A 14633-nucleotide genomic window follows, 5' to 3' on the forward strand; every position below is an offset into this window, starting at 1 on the left:
TTTTTGCGTCTCTACAAGACGCTCAACATCGGTGACGCGGGGTGGAGCAGCCCGGTAGCTCGTCAGGCTCATAACCTGAAGGTCGTAGGTTCAAATCCTACCCCCGCAACCAACACCAAGACCAACACTCTCCAAAGCCCGCCAGCACGGCGGGCTTTTGGCGTTCAAGGCCCTGGCAAATCACAACCAGCAGGCGCCGAACGCACCAACCTCGACAGTTCGGGCAGCCCGAGGGCAATAGCCCTCGGAAATCCTCTTCCTTCCCCGATCCCAGAGGTGGCCTGGAGGATCTGCACACTGAGATAATTGGATTTTCTGCGTCGGAGCAGCCAGGAAGGCTGCGAGGCAGGAGCGGAGAATGAGCAGACGACCCCGGCGCAACCACAGCCCGGCATTCAAGGCGAAGGTGGCGCTTGCCGCGATCAAGGGTGAGAAGACGCTGGCAGAGCTGGCGCACGACTATGATCCGCATCCCAACCAGATCACGACGTGGCGCACGCAGTTGCTCGAAGGGGCGGCGGGCGTGTTCGGCTCGGAGAAGGCGTCGGACGAACCGGCCGTCGACGTGAAGACACTTCATGCCAAGATCGGCGAGCTGACGTTGGCGAATGATTTTTGGAAGGCGCGCTCGGCAAGGCAGGTCTGTTGCCGAGCGCAAAGCGATGATCGACCGCTCGCATAGCTTGCCCGTGAAGCGGCAGGCGAAGGAACTGGGGATCAGCCGGGGCAGTGTCTATTATTTGCCGCGGCCGGTTTCGTCCGACGATCTTGCGATCTTGCGATCTTGCGATCATGCGTCGCATCGACGCGCTGCATCTGGAGTTTCCGTTCGCAGGCAGCCGGATGATGCGCGACTTTCTTCGTCAGGAGGGCATCACGATCGGCCGCTGCCATGTCGCGAGCCTGATGAAGAAGATGGCGATCGAGGCCGTCTATCGCCGTCCCAGCACTTCCAAGCCGGCGCCAGGGCACAAGGTATACCCCTATCTTCTGCGCAAACTTCCGATCGTGAAGCCCAATCAGGTCTGGGCGACAGACATCAGCTACATTCCTATGGCCCGTGGCTTCGTCTATCTCGTCGCTATCGTTGACTGGTTCAGCCGCAAGGTCCTCAGCCACCGGATTTCGATTACGCTGGACGCCGACTTCTGCGTGGAAGCGCTCGAGGAAGCCCTGGCGCGCTACGGCAAGCCGGAGATCTTCAATACGGATCAGGGCAGTCAATTCACCAGCCAGGCCTTCACCGGCATGCTGCGGCGCGAGGGTATCGCCATCAGCATGGACGGCCGCGGCGCCTGGCGCGACAATGTCGTAGTCGAGCGGCTGTGGCGCTCGGTGAAGTACGAGGAAGTCTACCTGCACGCCGACGCATGCGTCAGCGAAGCGCGCAGTTCGATCGGCCGATACCTGGGCTTCTACAACGCCCGGAGACCTCACTCGAGCCTCGGCGGACGTACGCCCGATCAAACCTACTTTGACAATCTGCCACAGGCCGTGGCAGCGTGAATTGGCCGCGACTTGCGGGGCGCCAGCTTGAACAACCAAACCGTAGACGATCCACTTATCAAACGTCAAAGGCTGTTCAGACAAACCGAGCCACTTCTCCCTTCAGAACTCGTGCGCTTTCGCTTTGAGGTGCAAGTCTTTAGGGCAAAGGATGTCACTTCCGGCCCGGAGGACTTTATGAGTCCAGCCAGGCGTCTATGTGGAAAGGAAAGCATCATGCCCGCAAGCCCTCTGCCTTTGCCTCAATACGCACCAGTCCTGGCCGAGGTGCAGGGAAAGGGGGCGGTTTTTCCGGTGCGGCGGATCTACTGTGTGGGCCAAAACTATGCCGAGCACGCGCGGGAGATGGGAAGCGATCCCGATCGTCCCTCCCCTTTCTTCTTCAGCAAGCCAGCCGATGCGTTGGTGCCCTCGGGAAGTGTGCTTGCCTTCCCCTCCCGGACCGAGAACCTCCATCACGAAGTGGAACTGGTCGTCGCGCTTGGGGGCGGTGGGCATGACCTGGCTCCCGAAGATGCTGAAGCGCTTGTCTTCGGTGCGGCCGTCGGGTTCGACATGACGCGCCGGGATCTCCAAGCCGAGGCCAAGGCGAAGGGCCGTCCCTGGGACATGGCCAAGGGCTTTGATGCCTCGGCGCCGCTGGGGCCTATCGTGCCAGGGCTGCCGCCGCGCGATGCCGCGATCCATTGCGAGCTCGACGGTGTGGTGCGCCAGCAGGGCGACATCGCGCAGATGATCTGGTCGGTGCCCGAGATCCTTGCACATCTCTCGCGCTACGTGCCCCTGGCACCGGGGGATCTCGTCTTTACCGGAACCCCTGCCGGGGTCGGTCCTGTACGTCCGGGGCAGCGTCTGCGCGGCGAAGTGGCGGGCCTGCCTCCTGTCGAGGTCCGTTACCAGGCCTGAGTCCGGACTGGCCCTTGCCGTTCACCTGACGGCTTTTGCAAATGCTAGTTACTTTTCATGTGCAGTCGATTGAGGTATCTGCCGAAACTTGTGTGCAGCTGCAGGCCCTGATAACGGAACATCATGTCGACTTGTGACCTTTGTGTTGTCCGGAACCGGGCGATTTGTGCGTCTCTCAACGCCAGCGAACTCGAGGCCCTCAACGCGATCGGGCGCACGCGCAAGATCACGCCGGGCGAATCGCTGATCTGGGAAGGCGAGGATTCGGTCCTTGTGGCCAACGTGATCGAGGGTGTCCTCAAGCTGTCGACCAACACCGAGGATGGCCGCGAGCAGATCGTGGGTGTGGTTTACCCCTCCGACTTCATCGGGCGGCCCTTTGGCGGCACCAGTGGGCACGGTGTGACCGCACTTACCGAAGCCAAGGTCTGCGTGTTCTCGCGCCGCGATTTCGATGCCTTTGCCCGTGAGCACCCCTCGCTGGAGCACAAGCTGCTCGAGCGTACGCTGGGCGAACTGGACCGCACGCGCCGCTGGATGCTGCTGCTGGGCCGCAAGTCGGCGGCCGAGAAGATGGCGAGCTTCTTGGTCGAGATGACCGAACGCCTGGGCGGCAGCGGCTGCAAGATCCCGCTTGATGCTCCGCAGGAGCGCCACCTCACGCTGCCGTTCTCGCGCCAGCAGATCGCCGACGTGCTGGGCCTGACGATCGAGACGGTGAGCCGCCAGTTCACGCGCCTGCGCAACGAAGGCATCATCGACCTGCCTTCGCGCCGCGATGTCATCATTCGTGACATGGATGCGCTGGCGGCCGAAGCGGGCTGATTCGCACCAGACCTGGACGATGCTGCTCGTCTGAGCGCCGCATGCGATGCATGCGCGCGTGCACAGACCGCATGGCCGGAATGGAAACCGAGCGCATGGTAGCGAGTTGGGCAAGGCATGCCACCGCGTTCGAATACGTACGATATTGCGCCCGAGGCGACCTCCAGCGTGCCCCCCGAAGACGCTGATCCCGGGGGTGGCGGGCAAGGGTTCCTGCGCCGCGTCCTGACTCGCAAAGGGCTCGACCTCTATCTGCGCAATGCCCTCGCGAGCGTTGCGACATTTCTTCTCGATCTCGTCTTCATCTGGGTCCTGGTGGAGAAGGCCGGGACCGGTCGGTTGCTGGCGGTCGCACTGGGCTTCCTCTTGGCCAATGCGCTCCACTACGTTCTGGCGCGGGTCTGGATCTTCCGGGGCAGTGCGCGCGGGATGGCGTCCGGCTATGTTCTTTTCGTCGGCAACGCGCTGGTGGGGCTGGGGCTGCTTCTGGGCGCCTTCACGTTGCTGAGCGATGTTCTGGGCATGCCCTATCTGGTCGCGCGCATCGCGGCCTCGCTGGTGGCGGGGACCGCGGTGTTCCTGTTCAACGCGACGGTCAATTTCAGGAAGCTGTAGGCGGGCCTGCGACTGGCATGAAAAAAGGGGGAGCGGTGTGCTCCCCCTTTCCTCGCATGCAGCGTGTGTCCCTTGACGTGGAGGCGCTGGGCCTCACCTGGTCTCAGAAGCGGTAGGTGACGCCCGCGCTGAGAACCCAGGGATCGAGGTTGTGCTTGGTCTCGAGCACCTTGGTGTCCTCGACGTAGAACTTGGCGGTCGGCTTCATGAAGTACTTCTTGGCGTCGAGCGAGACGCCAAAGCCGCTGTCGCCGAGCGCAATGTCGACACCGCCCTGCAGCGCCACACCGAACGAGTTCGACATCTTCACGCGGTCCACGCCGAGCGCCTGGGCGGTCGCGCCCGGCTTTTCGTCAAACACGAAGAAGACCGAGGGGCCCGCGCCGATGTAGGGCTTGAAGGGCGTGCCGGTGGGCAGGTGGGCCTTGAGCGTCACCGTGGCGGGCAGGATCAGCACGTGGTCGACCAGCTCGGTGCCCGCGAGGTCGGCGGCGCCGTTGACGTGGTGCTGGGTGAAGCAGCAGATCGTCTCGAGCGAGAAGTTCTGGTTGAAGAAGTATTCGACCGCGAGGGTCGGGACCACGTTGTCGTTCGCCTTGGCGTCGACGTCGCTCACGCCCATGTCGGCGAGCGTGTCGCCCAGACCCGCATCGAGGTGCTTGATCTTGTCGATCTCGCCGTTGGGCAGGACGGCCGTGCCGAGCACCTTGACCTGGAACTTGCCGTCCGGACTGCCGGCCATGGCGGGCGTGGAAAGGGCAGTGGCCGCGGCCAGGGCGACGAACATCGTCATCTTGCGCATAGTCATTTCTTCCATTGCCGCCGGGGCCGCACCATGCGTGTCCCCCCTCTTGAGCGGCTGCGGAAATGCCTTTGCGGCAATTGCGATCAAGTTGATTTGATCACGCGCAAAACAACGGAAATCGGCGTTTAATTTCATTGCCGAGGCAATTTGATCATTATCAATGCTGCAAGTGATGTTACTCTCCAAGGCGTTCGTCAGGTTCAGCAACAGTCTCGAAAGAGAAATGATATGGTAACGGTTCTCGCGCGGGCGGGCCTCTGGCTCGCCGTGCTCTTCCTTGCCGTCATCGGGGTCGCGCTCGCGGCTGATGGGGGTTTCGCCATTCACATGAGCATCGTCGCGCTGGCCGCGCTGATTGCCGTGTGGTTCACGGTGCGCAGCGCGGATTACGGCGCGATCGCGCGCGGTATCCTCAAGATGCCCGACGAGGGCCGCTACGATGACGACCCGGTCCGCTGGGGGGTCATCGCAACGGTGTTCTGGGGCGTGGTGGGCTTTGCGGCCGGCGTGTTCATCGCCGCCCAGCTCACCTGGCCCTGGCTCAACCTCGAGCCCTACCTCAACTTCAGCCGCCTGCGTCCGCTGCACACCTCGGCGGTGATCTTTGCGTTCGGGGGGAACGCGCTGATCGCCACGAGCTACTACGTCGTGCAGCGCACCTGCCGGGCGCGCCTGGCCTTCCCGGGCCTCGCGCGGTTCGTGTTCTGGGGTTACCAGCTGTTCATCGTGCTCGCGGCCACCGGCTACGTGCTGGGCATCAGCCAGTCCAAGGAATACGCCGAACCCGAATGGTACGTCGACTGGTGGCTGACGATCGTGTGGGTCTGCTACCTGGCGGTCTTCGTAAGCACGATCATCAAGCGCTCCGAGCCGCACATCTACGTTGCGAACTGGTTCTACCTCTCGTTCATCATCACCGTGGCCATGCTCCACGTGGTCAACAACCTCGACTGGCCGGTGAGCTTCGTCGGCTCGAAGAGCTACCCCGTATTCGCGGGCGTGCAGGGCGCGCTGGTGCAGTGGTGGTACGGCCACAACGCGGTCGGCTTCTTCCTGACCGCCGGCTTCCTGGCGATGATGTACTACTTCGTGCCCAAGCAGGCCGAACGTCCGGTCTATTCCTACCGCCTCTCGATCATCCACTTCTGGTCGCTGATCTTCATCTACATCTGGGCCGGGCCGCACCACCTGCACTACACCGCGCTGCCCGACTGGGCGCAGACGCTGGGCATGGTCTTCTCGATCATGCTGTGGATGCCCAGCTGGGGCGGCATGATCAACGGCCTGATGACGCTGAACGGCGCCTGGGACAAGGTCCGCACCGACCCGATCATCCGCATGATGGTGATGGCGCTCGCCTTCTACGGCATGAGCACCTTCGAGGGCCCGATGATGTCGATCAAGTTCGTCAACTCGCTCTCGCACTACACCGACTGGACCATCGGTCACGTCCACTCGGGCGCGCTGGGCTGGAACGGCATGATCACCTTCGGTGCGATCTACTACCTGGTGCCGCGCCTGTGGAACCGCGAACGGCTCTACTCGGTGCGCATGGTCAACTGGCACTTCTGGCTCGCGACCATCGGCATCGTCTTCTACGCCGCGAGCATGTGGGTCGCAGGCATTATGCAGGGCCTCATGTGGCGTGAATACGGCGCGGACGGGTACCTCGTGAACACCTTCGCCGACACCGTCGCCCGGATGTACCCGATGTACGCGATGCGCGCCTTTGGCGGCCTGCTCTACCTCGCGGGCGGTGCGATCATGGTGCTCAACGTGTGGAAGACCATCGCGGGGCAACTGCGCGAGGAAGCGCCGATGCACAACGCCTCCTACGATCCCGAGGCCGACAAGCCGCTGCCCGGCGCCCGCGCCGCGCAGGCCAACTGAAGCGCTTGGAAAGGGAACAGGTAAAATGACTTCCATGACCGAGCGCCACAAGAAGCTCGAAAAGAACATCACCCTGCTCGGCGTCTGCGCCTTCGGTGCGGTGATCGTGGGCGGCATCGTCGAGATCGCCCCGCTGTTCTGGATCGACAACACCATCGAGAAGGTGGAGGGGATGCGCCCCTACACCCCTCTCGAACAGGCCGGCCGCGACATCTACGTGCGCGAGGGCTGCTATGTGTGCCACAGCCAGATGATCCGCCCCTTCCGCGACGAGGTCGAGCGCTATGGCCACTACAGCCTGGCGGCCGAATCGATGTACGACCACCCGTTCCAGTGGGGCTCCAAGCGCACCGGGCCGGACCTGGCGCGCGTGGGCCTGCGCTACTCGGACAGCTGGCACGTCCAGCACCTCACCGACCCGCAGTCGGTGGTGCCCGAAAGCGTGATGCCCAAGTACGGGTTCCTCGCGGAGAACGACCTCGATGTCCCCGACATCGCGGCCAACCTCACCGCGCTGCGCCACGTCGGGGTGCCCTACACCGACAAGGACATCGAGATGGCCATGGCCGACCTGTCGGCCCAGGCCGACCCGATGGCCGACGCAGGCGACCTTGAGGAGCGCTACCCCAAGTCGCAGATCCGTGACTTCGACGGCGACCCTTCGCGCCTGACCGAAATGGATGCGCTGGTCGCCTACCTGCAGATGCTGGGCACCCTCGTCGACGTGAATGACGCTGCGGCCCAGGAGGAACTCGCTTCGGAGAAGGGGCGATGAACGCGCACTCCACTTACGAGACGCTGCGGCACATCGCCGACAGCTGGGGGCTCCTCGCCATGGTGTTGGTCTTCCTCGTGCTCGTCGCCTGGCCCTTCCGGCCGGGCCACCGGGCCAAGAACGAGGAAGCTGCCACCATGATCTTCAAGGACGAGAACGATGGCTGACAAGCGTTTTGACGAAGCCACGCAGACCGAGACCGTCGGCCACGAATGGGACGGGATCGAGGAACTGAACACGCCGCTGCCGCGCTGGTGGCTCTGGACCTTCTACGCCTGCATCGTCTTTGCGATCGGCTACACCGTGGCCTACCCGGCCTGGCCGGGGATCAGCTCGGCCACGCAGGGCGTCCTGGGCTGGACCAGCCGCGGGCAGCTCGCCGAAGAGATGGATGAAGCCGCTGCGGCGCGCGCCAAGACCGTCGCCTCGCTGGCCGACATGCCGATCGCGGAACTGCCCCAGCATCCCGAACTGATGCGTGCGGCGGTTGCGGGCGGCTCGGCGGCCTTCAAGGTCAACTGCGTGCAGTGCCATGGCGCGGGCGCGGCGGGTTCCAAGGGCTATCCCAACCTCAACGACGACGACTGGCTCTGGGGCGGTGATCTCCAGACCATCGAGACCACGCTCATCTACGGCATTCGCCAGCCGGGCGAGGACATGACGCGCCAGTCGATGATGCCCAACTTCGGCAGCGACGGTCTGCTCGATGCGGGGCAGATCAGCGATGTGGCGGGCTACGTCCTCAGCCTCTCGGGCAAGGCGCAGAAGAGCGCGGCGACCCAGCGCGGCGCGCAGGTCTTTGCCGACAACTGCGCGGTCTGCCACGGCGAGAACGCGAAGGGCAACCGCGATCTGGGTGCCCCCAACCTCTCGGACGCGATCTGGCTCGACGGGGGCAGCAAGGCCGAAGTCGAAGCGCAGATCCACCACCCGCATCACGGTGTGATGCCGGCCTGGGGCGAGCGCCTCGATCCGGTCACGATCAAGATGCTGGCCGCCTATGTCCACTCGCTGGGCGGCGGTGAGGAGTTCGCTGCTCCGGTGGCCGAAGCGGCGCCCGAAGGCGAGGATATGGCCGAAGACACGGCCGAGACACGCGAGTAACACAGGACTGACACGGGCCGGGGTGGCAAGGACCCCGGCCTGACCCTCCAGGCGTAACCCGGTCTTTCGCACCCATCGCGAAAGCCGGACCACACCTTCCGGGCCGCTCAGCCCCCCATTTCGATGACGGGCGGACAACGGACATGAACAAGCCAGAACCGATCACCCCCAGCGCCGAGGCTCCGGCCTCGCTCTATGCCAAGCACGAGCCGGTCTTCAACCGGCGCATCGATGGCAAGTTCCGCCGTATCAAGTGGGCGATCATGGCGGCGTGCCTGGCGATCTACTGGGTGACGCCCTGGCTGCGCTGGGACCGTGGTCCCTACGCGCCCGACCAGGCGGTGCTGATCGATCTTGAACACCGCCGTTTCTACATGTTCGGCATCGAGATCTGGCCCCAGGAATTCTATTTCGTGGCGGGTCTCCTCATCATGGCAGGCATCGGCCTGTTCCTGGTGACAAGCGCGGTGGGGCGCGCGTGGTGCGGCTATGCCTGCCCGCAGACGGTCTGGACCGATTTGTTCCAGCACGTCGACCGCCTCATCGACGGGGACCGCAACGCGCGATTTCGCCTCTACAAGGCCCCTTGGGGCCCGGCCAAGATCGCGCGGCGCCTGCTCAAATGGTCGATCTATCTCGTGATCTCCTTTGCCACGGGCGGCGCATGGATCTTCTACTTCGCCGATGCTCCCACGCTCCACCAGGAATTCTGGAGCGGCACGGCCGCGCCCGTCGCCTATGGCACGGTGCTTGTCCTCACGCTCACCACATTTGCGCTGGGCGGTTTCATGCGCGAGCAGGTGTGCATCTACATGTGCCCCTGGCCGCGCATCCAGACTGCGATGCTCGATGAGAAGAGCCTCATCGTCACCTACAAGGAGTGGCGCGGCGAGAAGCGCGGCAGCCTCAAGAAGGCGCAGAAGAACCCCGACGAATACGGCGACTGCATCGACTGCAACCAGTGCGTGGCGGTCTGCCCGACCGGCATCGACATCCGCGAGGGGCCGCAGATCGGCTGCATCACCTGCGCGCTGTGCATCGATGCCTGCGACCGCGTCATGGCCGAAACCGGCCGCCCGCGCGGCCTCATCGACTACGCAACGCTTGAGGACGCGGAGAACGAGAAGAAGGGCAATCCGCCCACCCGGCACGCCAAGCTTATCTGGCGCCCGCGCACGCTCGTCTACTTCGCGGTCTGGGCGGGCATTGGCCTGGGTCTGCTGTTCATGCTGGGCACGCGCGTCCACACCGATGTCTCGGTCGCCAAGGACCGCAACCCGCCCTATATCCTGATGAGCGATGGATCGGTGCGCAACGGCTATACCCTGCGCCTGCACAACATGCAGAACCGCCCGCGCGACATGGTCCTTGGCATCGAAGGCCTGCCCGGCGCGGTGATGTGGACCGAGGACATGGCCCGCGAGGCCGCGTCGCGGAGCCTGACGCGCACCGTCGCGCCCGATGCGACGCAGGTCGTGCGGGTCTACGTCGTGGCCCCGGCGGACACCCGCGACCAGGATTTCGCCTTCACCCTGGAAGCGCAGGGGGAAGAGCGTGAAAGCGATACCGCCAAGGCGCAGTTCGATGCGCCTGGAGACGAATGATGGCAGGTGACACGAACATGGCGAAACGCCCCACGCGCAAGCCCTTTACCGGCAAGCACATGACCCTGATCCTGGTGGCCGGTTTCACGGTCATTGTGGGGGTTAACGTGTTCATGGCCACGCTGGCGAGCCGTACCTTTGGCGGCATCGTCGTCGAGAACTCCTACGTTGCCAGCCAGAAGTTCAACACCTGGCTCGACGAGGCCCGCCGCGAGGAGGCGCTGGGCTGGCAGGTCGCGGTTGCCCGGCGCGGCGATGGCCGCCTCCAGCTCGAGTTGACCGGCGCGCCCGAGGACGCGCAGGTCCTTGCCGAGGCACGCCACCCGCTCGGGCACAAGCCCGACCAGGCGCTGACTTTCGCGCGTGGGGCGGACGGGACCTGGGCCAGCGACGCCGTCCTGCCCGAGGGGCGCTGGACGCTGCGCCTGCGGGTAGAGACGCCTGAGGGCGCGATCTGGCGGACAGAGCGGGCCGTGCTGTGAACGCGCCTGTCACCGATCTCGTGGCGCCGTCCTCGGACACGGCCACGTCCCCCGAGTCCGATTTCGTCGACAGCCGCTTCACGGTTCCGGGCATGCGCTGTGCGGGCTGCATCGCCAAGGTCGAGCGCGGTCTGGGTGCTATCGCGGGTGTCGAGGCTGCGCGCGTCAACTTCTCGGCCAAGCGCGTGGCCGTCCATCACGCCTCCGCCATCACCGACGACGATCTGATCGACGCGCTGCGCAAGCTCGGCTTCGAGGCCGAGCGCGCCGCCGAAAATCCGCTTGCGCGCGATGATGGCGAACAGCGCCGACTGGCCCGTGCGCTCGCCGTCGCGGGCTTTGGCATGATGAACATCATGCTGCTCTCGGTCTCGGTCTGGTCGGGGGCGGACGCGATCACGCGCGACATGTTCCACTGGATCAGCGCGCTTATCGCGGTGCCGGTGATCGCCTATGCCGGGCGTCCCTTCTTCGCCTCGGCGGCGATGGCGCTGCGCTATCGCCGCACCAACATGGACGTGCCGATCAGCATCGGTGTGCTGCTTGCGACCGGCATGAGCCTCTACGAGACGCTGACCGGCGGACCGCATGCCTATTTCGACGGCGCGGTGATGCTGCTTTTCTTCCTCCTTGCAGGCCGTGTTCTCGATGCGATGATGCGCAGCCGCGCGCGCTCGGGAATTGCCGCGCTGCTGGGCCGGATGGGCAAGGGCGCACAAGTGCTGAACCCGGACGGCTCGACCCGCTACATCGCGGCCGAGGGGCTGGCGCCGAACATGGTCATGCTGGTCGCCGCGGGCGAATCGCTCGCCGCCGATGGCGTGATCGTGGAAGGGCGCACCCGCGTCGATTCCTCGATGCTGACGGGCGAGAGCGAGCCGCGCCCCGTGCTGGAGGGTGAGACCATCCACGCCGGCATGATCAACCTGGGCGACCCGGTCCGGGTCAAGGTGACGGCGGCCGCGCAGGACACCGCGATTGCCGACATCGCGCGCCTGATGGACGAGGCCGGACAGTCGCGCTCGCGCTACGTGCGCATCGCCGACCGCGCCTCGCGGCTTTACGCGCCCGCCGTGCACAGCCTCGCCGCGCTCAGCTTTCTGGGCTGGTGGCTGGCAGGGGCAGGGGTCTACAAGGCGCTTCTCATCGCCGTCTCGGTGCTCATCATCACCTGCCCCTGCGCGCTGGGCCTCGCCGTGCCTGCCGCGCAGGTCGTCGCCTCGGGCGCGCTCATGCGCCGGGGGCTGCTCATCAAGGACGGTTCCGCGCTCGAACGCCTGGCCGAGGTGGATCAGGTGCTGTTCGACAAGACCGGCACGCTGACACTGGGTGAGCCGCGCCCGGTGGACCTGAACGTACTCGACCCGCAAGGCCGCAGCGTTGCGCTTGCGCTCGCGCAGGCGAGCCGCCATCCGCTGAGCCGCGGGTTGGCCAAGGCGCTGCGCGCCGCGGGCACCGAACCTGCCGCGCTCGACAGCGTTAGCGAGGAAGCCGGGCAGGGCATGCAGGCGCGCTACCAGGGCCGCGAGGTCGCGCTGCTGCGCCCCGAATTCGAGGTGGGCGGGCTTGCCGTCGACCTGCTCATAGATGGCACGCGCACGCGCCTTGCCTTCTCCGACCCGCTGCGCCCCGATGTGCGCGCAACGCTGGCAGAGCTTTCCGGGCAGGGCGTCACGGCGGCCATCGTTTCGGGCGACCGCGAGGCGTCCGTCGGCGCTGTTGCCAAGGATCTGGGCCTCTTTGCCACCCACTCGATGAAGCCAGCCGGAAAGCTCGCGCTGCTCGAGCGGCTGAAGGGCGCAGGGCACTTTCCGCTGATGGTCGGCGATGGCCTCAACGACGGGCCTGCCCTTGCCGGAGCGCATGTCTCCATTGCGCCGGGCGGGGCCAGCGATGTCAGCCAGCAGGCGGCTGACGCGGTCTTTGTGGGTGAACGCCTGATGCCGGTCGCACTGGCGCTGCGCGTGGCGCGCCGGACCATGGCCATCGTGCGCCAGAACTTCGCCATGGCCGCGATCTACAACGTCTTTGCGGTGCCGCTTGCGATCCTGGGGCACGTGACCCCGCTCGTCGCCGCGATTGCGATGTCGGGCAGCTCGCTCGTCGTCGTGGGCAATTCCTTGCGTCTTGCCCGCGCGGCGGGCCGGGCAAGCGAGCAAGCGTAAGCGCGCGGACCATGACGATACTCGGGTTTCTGATTCCACTCGCCCTCATCATGGGGCTCGTCGGCCTGGTCGGCTTTTTCTGGGCGATGAAGAGCGGCCAGTTCGAGGACCTCGACGGGGCCGCCAACCGCATCCTCATCGAGGAGGAGGAGGAGGACAGCGACGACGACGCGAGGGGATGAGGGAAAGGCCCATTTGCCCCCCGTCAGGCATCCCCTGTGCGATCTTGTCGGCGCGGCTTGATCGATCGCAATGAAGCGCTCGGTGGGATCGCCCAAGGTCCCCTGCATGTGGACATATCACCCCGATCTGCTGGCGGTCCCGGTACCGCGCTACACGAGCTTCCCGACCGCGGCCGAATTCGGCGACGAGGTGGGCGAAGGCGACTTCGTCCAGGCTCTCGCCGACGTGCGCGGGGACATATCGCTCTACGTGCACATTCCGTTCTGCGAGAAGATCTGCTGGTACTGCGGGTGCAACACGAGCGCGGCCAACAAGGCCGAGCGCGTGGCCAGTTACCTCGATGCCCTCAACCACGAGATCGGCCTTGTCGCCGAGCGGGTACCCAAGGGGGCAAAGGTCTCGCGCATCGCTTTTGGCGGGGGCAGCCCCAACGGTATTTCGCCTATCGATTTCGTGCGCATCGTTGACACGCTGATCGTGCATTTCGGGGTGACGAACCCGGTCATGTCGATCGAGCTGGACCCGCGCACGCTGGGCTCGGAATGGGCCTCGGTGATCGGGGCCATCGGCATCGACCGCGCGAGCCTTGGCGTGCAGACCTTCGCGCCGCATCTCCAGGAGGCCATCGGCCGCGTCCAGCCGACCCGCATGATCGAGAATTCGACCGCGATGCTGCGCGCGGCGGGGATCACCTCGCTGAATTTCGACCTGATGTACGGGCTGCCCGGCCAGACCATGGCGGATCTCGACGATTCGCTTGAACAGACCGTGGCGCTGGGCGCGGACCGCATCGCCTTGTTCGGCTATGCGCATGTCCCGCACATGATCCCGCGCCAGCGCAAGATCGATGCAAGCGACCTGCCCGATGCCAAGGCGCGCTTCGCGATGGCCGCACACGGCTATTCCTTCCTGCTCGATGCAGGCTACGTGCCGGTCGGCTTCGACCACTTCGCCCTGCCCGGCGACAGCCTGGCGCAGGCCATGCGGAACGGAACCCTGCGCCGCAACTTCCAGGGCTTCACCGAGGACCCGTCGGACGTGCTGCTGGGGCTTGGCGCTTCGGCGATCAGCGGTTTCCCGGGCCTTCTTGCCCAGAACGAGAAGAACACCGGGCGCTACCGCATGATGCTTTCGCAGGACCGGCTGCCGGTGAACCGGGGCATCGCGCGAACGGCGCAGGACCAGCACCGCGGCGCGGTGATCGAGTCGCTGCTGTGCCGGGGCCGTGCACGGATCGACGAGACCCTGCGCGCCGAAGCGCTGCCGATGCTGCGCCCCTATCTCGATGCGGACCTGTGCGAGATCGATGGCGAGGATCTTGTCATCCGACCGGGCGGCGTGCCTTACGCGCGCTCGATCGCGGCGCGTTTCGATCCCTATCGCAAGGATTCGCTGCGGCGTTTCAGCTCCGCGGTTTGAGCGCACCCTCGCGGGTGTCGAACTCGACCCCAAAGAGGTTGCCCTCGCGCCAGCGCACCAGGCCCCACAGTTCCTGACCGTCCTCCAGCCGGGCGCGCACGACGCTCTCGGCGGGCGGCGGCGTGCCGAGTGCGGCCGCGCTCAGCCCGCGCGAGGATATGTCGCGCACCATCACCTCGATCGGCAGGCCACAGGCATCGGTGAGCGCAAAGCGCGCGCACTGGCGCAGGCGTCGTTCGCGCGGGGTCGGTGTCGGTCGGAAGCGGTCATGTCCCATCCAAGACCAGAACGGCGCACCGGAGCGCGCATTAAGGGCTCGGTGAAGAACTTGGCAGAGATGTTCTGCTGCACCTC

Annotated in this window: 14 protein-coding genes, 1 tRNA gene and 1 pseudogene; 14 read left to right on the forward strand and 2 right to left on the reverse strand. The window is 65.4% G+C overall.

The window, feature by feature from the left end:
- Window positions 1-35 precede the first annotated feature (35 nt).
- The 5 genes and pseudogenes from LC060_RS00005 to LC060_RS00025 all read left to right on the forward strand — a co-directional run bounded on the left by LC060_RS00005 (window position 36) and on the right by LC060_RS00025 (window position 3852).
- Window positions 36-112: transfer RNA gene (locus LC060_RS00005), tRNA-Met, on the forward strand.
- A 246-nt stretch (window positions 113-358) separates the two neighbouring features.
- Window positions 359-1506 (forward strand): annotated as a pseudogene (locus LC060_RS00010) (IS3 family transposase).
- 216 nt (window positions 1507-1722) lie between these two features.
- Window positions 1723-2412, forward strand: a complete 690-nt coding sequence (locus tag LC060_RS00015; protein ID WP_226631780.1) for a fumarylacetoacetate hydrolase family protein — start codon at window positions 1723-1725, stop codon at window positions 2410-2412.
- A gap of 123 nt (window positions 2413-2535) precedes the next feature.
- On the forward strand, window positions 2536-3237 hold the full coding sequence (locus tag LC060_RS00020) for a Crp/Fnr family transcriptional regulator (RefSeq protein WP_148627152.1): 702 nt from the start codon (window positions 2536-2538) through the stop codon (window positions 3235-3237).
- Window positions 3238-3354: 117 nt separating this feature from the next.
- Window positions 3355-3852: a GtrA family protein gene (locus LC060_RS00025; protein WP_226631781.1), complete on the forward strand. Its 498-nt coding sequence runs from the start codon at window positions 3355-3357 to the stop codon at window positions 3850-3852.
- A gap of 103 nt (window positions 3853-3955) precedes the next feature.
- Here LC060_RS00025 and LC060_RS00030 read toward each other — a convergent pair whose 3' ends face one another.
- Window positions 3956-4654 carry an OmpW/AlkL family protein gene (locus LC060_RS00030; RefSeq protein ID WP_226631782.1) on the reverse strand — a complete coding sequence of 233 codons (699 nt, stop codon included), beginning with the start codon at window positions 4652-4654 and terminating at the stop codon, window positions 3956-3958.
- A 231-nt stretch (window positions 4655-4885) separates the two neighbouring features.
- Between LC060_RS00030 and ccoN the strand changes: the two genes are divergently transcribed.
- From ccoN to hemN, 9 genes are all read left to right on the forward strand, one after another.
- A complete protein-coding gene (ccoN, locus tag LC060_RS00035; protein ID WP_226631783.1) occupies window positions 4886-6547 on the forward strand; it encodes a cytochrome-c oxidase, cbb3-type subunit I in 1662 nt (553 codons plus the stop codon).
- A gap of 25 nt (window positions 6548-6572) precedes the next feature.
- The gene (gene ccoO / locus LC060_RS00040) at window positions 6573-7322 is read left to right on the forward strand and encodes a cytochrome-c oxidase, cbb3-type subunit II (RefSeq protein WP_039389679.1); all 750 of its coding nucleotides are present in this window, start codon (window positions 6573-6575) and stop codon (window positions 7320-7322) included.
- Window positions 7319-7489 (forward strand): cbb3-type cytochrome c oxidase subunit 3, encoded by a 171-nt coding sequence (locus LC060_RS00045; RefSeq protein WP_226631784.1) that lies wholly within the window; start codon window positions 7319-7321, stop codon window positions 7487-7489. Before ccoO ends, LC060_RS00045 begins: the two co-directional genes overlap by 4 nt.
- Window positions 7482-8426 carry a cytochrome-c oxidase, cbb3-type subunit III gene (gene ccoP, locus LC060_RS00050; RefSeq protein ID WP_226631785.1) on the forward strand — a complete coding sequence of 315 codons (945 nt, stop codon included), beginning with the start codon at window positions 7482-7484 and terminating at the stop codon, window positions 8424-8426. The genes LC060_RS00045 and ccoP overlap by 8 nt, the downstream gene beginning before the upstream one ends.
- A 143-nt stretch (window positions 8427-8569) precedes the next feature.
- Window positions 8570-10030 carry a cytochrome c oxidase accessory protein CcoG gene (gene ccoG / locus LC060_RS00055; RefSeq protein ID WP_226631786.1) on the forward strand — a complete coding sequence of 487 codons (1461 nt, stop codon included), beginning with the start codon at window positions 8570-8572 and terminating at the stop codon, window positions 10028-10030.
- Window positions 10031-10047: 17 nt separating this feature from the next.
- The gene (locus LC060_RS00060) at window positions 10048-10512 is read left to right on the forward strand and encodes a FixH family protein (protein WP_226631787.1); all 465 of its coding nucleotides are present in this window, start codon (window positions 10048-10050) and stop codon (window positions 10510-10512) included.
- Window positions 10509-12677 carry a heavy metal translocating P-type ATPase gene (locus LC060_RS00065; RefSeq protein ID WP_413465079.1) on the forward strand — a complete coding sequence of 723 codons (2169 nt, stop codon included), beginning with the start codon at window positions 10509-10511 and terminating at the stop codon, window positions 12675-12677. The genes LC060_RS00060 and LC060_RS00065 overlap by 4 nt, the downstream gene beginning before the upstream one ends.
- Before the next feature lie 11 nt (window positions 12678-12688).
- Entirely contained in the window at window positions 12689-12859 is a 171-nt protein-coding gene (gene ccoS, locus LC060_RS00070; RefSeq protein ID WP_226631788.1) for a cbb3-type cytochrome oxidase assembly protein CcoS, read from the forward strand.
- A gap of 106 nt (window positions 12860-12965) precedes the next feature.
- On the forward strand, window positions 12966-14279 hold the full coding sequence (hemN, locus tag LC060_RS00075) for an oxygen-independent coproporphyrinogen III oxidase (RefSeq protein ID WP_226631789.1): 1314 nt from the start codon (window positions 12966-12968) through the stop codon (window positions 14277-14279).
- Here the strand turns inward: hemN and LC060_RS00080 are convergent.
- A complete protein-coding gene (locus LC060_RS00080) occupies window positions 14263-14556 on the reverse strand; it encodes a histidine kinase (protein WP_226631790.1) in 294 nt (97 codons plus the stop codon). The two genes, hemN and LC060_RS00080, sit on opposite strands and share 17 nt — an antisense overlap.
- Window positions 14557-14633: the final 77 nt, after the last annotated feature.

The sequence above is a fragment of the Novosphingobium profundi genome (assembly GCF_020524485.1).
GTDB lineage: Bacteria > Pseudomonadota > Alphaproteobacteria > Sphingomonadales > Sphingomonadaceae > Novosphingobium > Novosphingobium profundi_A.

Bases quoted from the DNA above. Each gene is read 5' to 3' on its own strand.
- LC060_RS00015 (WP_226631780.1), top strand. From the start codon at position 1,723: ATGCCCGCAAGCCCTCTGCCTTTGCCTCAATACGCACCAGTCCTGGCC.
- hemN (WP_226631789.1), top strand. From the start codon at position 12,966: ATGTGGACATATCACCCCGATCTGCTGGCGGTCCCGGTACCGCGCTAC.
- ccoP (WP_226631785.1), top strand. From the start codon at position 7,482: ATGGCTGACAAGCGTTTTGACGAAGCCACGCAGACCGAGACCGTCGGC.
- LC060_RS00045 (WP_226631784.1), top strand. From the start codon at position 7,319: ATGAACGCGCACTCCACTTACGAGACGCTGCGGCACATCGCCGACAGC.
- ccoS (WP_226631788.1), top strand. From the start codon at position 12,689: ATGACGATACTCGGGTTTCTGATTCCACTCGCCCTCATCATGGGGCTC.
- ccoG (WP_226631786.1), top strand. From the start codon at position 8,570: ATGAACAAGCCAGAACCGATCACCCCCAGCGCCGAGGCTCCGGCCTCG.
- ccoN (WP_226631783.1), top strand. From the start codon at position 4,886: ATGGTAACGGTTCTCGCGCGGGCGGGCCTCTGGCTCGCCGTGCTCTTC.
- LC060_RS00080 (WP_226631790.1), bottom strand. From the start codon at position 14,556: ATGGGACATGACCGCTTCCGACCGACACCGACCCCGCGCGAACGACGC.
- LC060_RS00020 (WP_148627152.1), top strand. From the start codon at position 2,536: ATGTCGACTTGTGACCTTTGTGTTGTCCGGAACCGGGCGATTTGTGCG.
- LC060_RS00025 (WP_226631781.1), top strand. From the start codon at position 3,355: ATGCCACCGCGTTCGAATACGTACGATATTGCGCCCGAGGCGACCTCC.
- LC060_RS00060 (WP_226631787.1), top strand. From the start codon at position 10,048: ATGGCGAAACGCCCCACGCGCAAGCCCTTTACCGGCAAGCACATGACC.
- ccoO (WP_039389679.1), top strand. From the start codon at position 6,573: ATGACTTCCATGACCGAGCGCCACAAGAAGCTCGAAAAGAACATCACC.
- LC060_RS00030 (WP_226631782.1), bottom strand. From the start codon at position 4,654: ATGCGCAAGATGACGATGTTCGTCGCCCTGGCCGCGGCCACTGCCCTT.